The organism is Metalysinibacillus jejuensis (genome assembly GCF_003057615.1).
GTDB classification, from domain to species: domain Bacteria; phylum Bacillota; class Bacilli; order Bacillales_A; family Planococcaceae; genus Metalysinibacillus; species Metalysinibacillus jejuensis.
Genome location: NZ_QAFW01000090.1, coordinates 1 through 4130 on the forward strand (window position 1 = coordinate 1; position 4130 = coordinate 4130).

Annotated in this window: 4 protein-coding genes and 1 pseudogene; 4 read left to right on the forward strand and 1 reads right to left on the reverse strand. The window is 40.6% G+C overall.

Annotated features, from left to right (window positions below):
• The first annotated feature begins 476 nt into the window (after positions 1-476).
• The 3 genes from DDE80_RS13835 to DDE80_RS13845 all read left to right on the forward strand — a co-directional run bounded on the left by DDE80_RS13835 (position 477) and on the right by DDE80_RS13845 (position 2262).
• Positions 477-833, forward strand: coding sequence for a hypothetical protein (locus DDE80_RS13835; protein ID WP_108308499.1), 357 nt, complete (start codon positions 477-479; stop codon positions 831-833).
• Positions 834-1144: 311 nt separating this feature from the next.
• Entirely contained in the window at positions 1145-1954 is an 810-nt protein-coding gene (mobV, locus tag DDE80_RS13840; RefSeq protein ID WP_108308501.1) for a MobV family relaxase, read from the forward strand.
• The gene (locus DDE80_RS13845; protein ID WP_108308503.1) at positions 1942-2262 is read left to right on the forward strand and encodes a protein rep; all 321 of its coding nucleotides are present in this window, start codon (positions 1942-1944) and stop codon (positions 2260-2262) included. The genes mobV and DDE80_RS13845 overlap by 13 nt, the downstream gene beginning before the upstream one ends.
• Before the next feature lie 12 nt (positions 2263-2274).
• On the opposite strand, the gene DDE80_RS13850 is transcribed toward DDE80_RS13845, so the two are convergent.
• Positions 2275-3090: an MBL fold metallo-hydrolase gene (locus tag DDE80_RS13850; RefSeq protein ID WP_108308504.1), complete on the reverse strand. Its 816-nt coding sequence runs from the start codon at positions 3088-3090 to the stop codon at positions 2275-2277.
• 547 nt (positions 3091-3637) lie between these two features.
• On the opposite strand from DDE80_RS13850, the pseudogene DDE80_RS13855 reads away from it, so the two are divergent.
• Positions 3638-3970 (forward strand): annotated as a pseudogene (locus DDE80_RS13855) (TSUP family transporter); the annotation flags it as partial.
• Positions 3971-4130: the final 160 nt, after the last annotated feature.

Sequence of the window (4130 nt, forward strand, 5' to 3'; positions counted from 1 at the left end):
ATGCTATCGGTAAAACAATATGTGTCGTCAAGCAAAAGACGCTAAAACATATGACGAACCAAAAGCTGTACACTATGGTAACAGTAGTGTAGCCCTATCTGCTATAGGCACTGGATAGGGAGGGGCAATGAGATGCCCTTATCTTGAGGATTGTTCAAAGCAGAAATGAATTGCGAACGGTACATCACTCAAGAATCCCACCCGTACATCGCAAGGTGAAGGGCTTGCGGCTTTAGCCGTGGGAGTCTCAATTATTCCCATCCTGATTATGATGTTAGATCAATAGCAATAGACGTTGATAATGACAGAATTGTAGATGGTTATTATCATGCAGTATTTTTTGATTCGGATGTGAAAATACAAAGTGGTTCTTCTGAATTGTACAAGTTTAGATCAATTTCAAGAAATTACCCTTGGAATACTATGGAAACGTCTATAAATATTCCCCATTTATAAGTTTACAGGAGGAGTCAGTAATGCAAGTATCTCAAACGACTATGGATCTTTTTATGATTAGAGGGGCATATGGATATAAAGGATTTTCTGAAAAAGTAGGAGAAAATCTATATAGAAGTGATAGTAAGGCTTTTCGAGAAGCTATTGAAAACTCAACGGAACCGATTGATCCAAGTAAAGTTTCAAGTCTGTCGCCTGGTCAAATTAAAATATTAAATAGTACTTCGAGTGGTAATTCGTTGATTCCTTTGTTAAATCGAATGGGACAGTTAGGAATGATGGATTTACGTGAGGGCTTGGTAAATCCTAAAATTATTGATAGGATTCAAAATAAATCTTATGCTTCAACAATTAATGCTTATAAAAGGTCCATTTAAGTAAAAGGGTGGCAATTGCCATCCTTTTTTCTTTTTTTCCCTTTGTTTTAGGGTTGAGGTGAAGGCGGGTTTAATTGCGTAAATTTACATGGAGTAAGTGAAAAAATTATGATTGGAAGCACTGGCGGTGCTTTTTTTGCTTTTGACCTTGGGGGAGCTGCTTTTGGCTCCCTTGCTTTTAGCCCTCGGCAGAGCCTACACCAATGGAATTGGTATAGTAGGCTATACCAAACTGTTTTGGTTCTCGTCGCCCGATGTGCTATTCTTGCCGTAATGGGTTTCTTTTCTCTAAGAAAAAGGACGGTGAAATCATGGCAAACTACGCCATCATTCGGATGGAGAAATTCAAAATTTCGGACGTGCAAGGGATCCAAAAACACAATCAGCGGCAGGGCAAAAGCAAATCAAATTTGGACATTGATTATGAACGTTCCCACCTGAATGTCGATTTGCTGAACGAGCAAAATTTGCAATATGAACGGCTGATCAAAGACGAAATCAGCGAGCAAGTGAAACGAAAACCCCGAGCGAACTCCGTTGTTCTCTCCGAGTTTTTGGTGACGGCTTCTCCCGACTACATGCAGTCGTTTTCCGAGGAAGAACAAAAACGCTACTTTGAGCGGTCACTGGATTTCATCAAAGAACGCTACGGCGAGCAGAACACGCTCTATGCGGTCATTCATCAAGACGAGGCCAACCCCCATATGCACGTGGGGGTTCTACCGATCACAGAGGACGGCAGGCTGTCTGCGAAGGATATTTATAATCGGACCGAGCTCCAACAGTTGCAGAAGGAGTTTCCAGCTGAAATGCAGCGCCAGGGATTTGAGGTGGCGCGAGGGGAGGAAGGTTCGAAGGAAAAGCACCTTCACCCGAATGAGTACAAGGAAAAAAAGGATTTGGAAAAAGAGGTTCAGTTATTAGAAAAAAAGATTGATGTGCGAAAAGACGAATGGCTCGCCCTTAGTGAAGATGTGCCAGTCGAAGTGAAGGTTAAAGCTAAGAGGGAAATGAAGCAGGTCGAAGTGGAAAGCAAAGAGAAAAATTTATTTGGGAGACCGAAAAAGGAAATGCAGAGTCAGCCGATTTTGTGGAAGTTGAACAGGAAATGCAAAAAATAATTGCCGAGCAAAATGCAGTTTTTGAGATTTCTAAGTATTCAGTGAAAGATACAGATGTGATTCGTGGCAATAAAGTCACGCAGGAAAATATTCAAACGGTCAAGGATATGGACGAAGCGCTGGCTTATAAACGATTGATTTCCTACGGCGGTTTGCTGAAAGAGATACATAAAGAATTGCAACTTGGAGATCCCGAAGATGGCGATCTCATCCATATTGACGAGGATTCGGACGAGGTGGCAAACGGTGCGGTAGACGTGGTGGCGTGCTTTTTATTATCGCTTGGGCACTCGTCATCTTCAATGTAATGTAACAAAAGGCTATGCATTTGCATGGCCTTTTATCGTTGAAGTAACAATATGCAAAGCATCCCATTCTCCATGTGATAATTTTACGATAGGGTATTTCCTAGGAAATAATTGTGTAGTGATTTCCTGAGCACTCCACCCTTGTTCATGTTTTTCTATTATGTTTTGTTGTAGTTGTTGTAAATAGTGTAATTTACGCGTTAAAGCTGTTCGCCCATCGGCAATATAACCCGCATGATTACAAAAGACTTCTGCAAAATCATAACGTAACACTTGCTGAAGAGAAGTAATGACAGTAGGCATACTTTCTTCTCGTAACATTACTTTTGTTTTTTCTCCGCAATAGAGATCACCTGTAAATAGTTGCCCCGTCGTTTCATTCAAATAAGCAACATGATCAAAAGCATGACCTGGTGTTGGTATTGTAAGCCATGAATTGTTTAAACTCGTGAAATTTGTTGGCACTACTTTAGCCGTAAAGGCATGTCGCTTGCCCCAAAATACTTTACGGTAAAGGAGATAATCACCTTTTTTAGCCGCGATATGATGAGAAGCTTCGTTCATATATATAGGTAGCCCTTGTCGTTCAAGTGCAGACGCCAACCCAGAATGGTCTTCATGATAATGCGTAATCATTACTTGCTCAATAGGTAATTCTGAAAAATAATGCATAAATGGCTGGCGTAAAGAATGAGCTCCTGTATCAATTAATACACCGTCCAAAAAATAGCTATAAACATTTAATTTCACTCCACCAAAGGTTAATTTACCATTACCAGCCACTACTCCGCTCTGTTGACTTCGCTCAAATGATTTTTTTACTAACATCCGAACACTCCTTTATACTAAATTTTCTGTCTATTTACAAAATAACATGCTTTCGATAAACTTGCACTATTCTATATCGAGGACGTGATTACAATGGCAGAGTTAGATCCTTCCATTATTAGTATTTTACAGATTTTCCGAACGAGAAGCCCATTGCTTTAGCTATGGGATTAAAGTAAGGTCAGTCAAGGAGTAGCTTTTGCTAGCTCAATTGACTGAAAATAGGGTACACTTGTTCTATAGACAAGTAAAAGTCTCTAAAACATTCTCGTTCGTTGAAAATTAGCTATTGTATAAGGTTCGATAGCCAAATACATGCTATCGGTAAAACAATATGTGTCGTCAAGCAAAAGACGCTAAAACGCTTATACGAACTGTGATTGGTGGTAATAGCCAATCAGCCTAAGAACCTATAGGGTCTGTCTTAGGAGGGGCAATGAGATGCCCTAACCTTGAGGATTGTTCAAAGCAGAAATGAATTGCGAACGGTAAATCACTCAAGAATCCCACCCGTGCACTGTAAGGTGAAGGGCTTGCGGCTTTAGCCGTGGGAGTCTCAATCATCTTTGGCTTTCTAGCCGCCTTTATTGACTCTGTCGTTGGCGGGGGTGGCTTAATCGCATTGCCTGCCCTTTTGTTTACTGGATTACCTCCATCCGCCGCGATTGCTACTAATAAATTAGCAGGTACAATCGGTTCATTTACGAGCACTGTTATTTTTTATCGATCAGGGCAAATTTCTATTCGATCGCTGGCTAAACTATTTCCTATTGTCGTTATTGGTGCAGCGATAGGAGCTTATGCTGTAACATTGATGGATCCTAATTTACTCAAACCGTTAATGCTAGTAATGTTAGCACTTGTAGCTATTTATACTATCTGTGAACTACCCACCACTTATTGACCTTGCGGTCTAATTGAAGTGGGGGCTTCTCGACTTATCGTTGCTTTTACTAGCCAACGAAAACTGACCGAGCTAACCCTCTTGTTCCAAGAGTTTTTGTTTCTATGCTAATGCCAATAGGCGAATGCCTTCATTT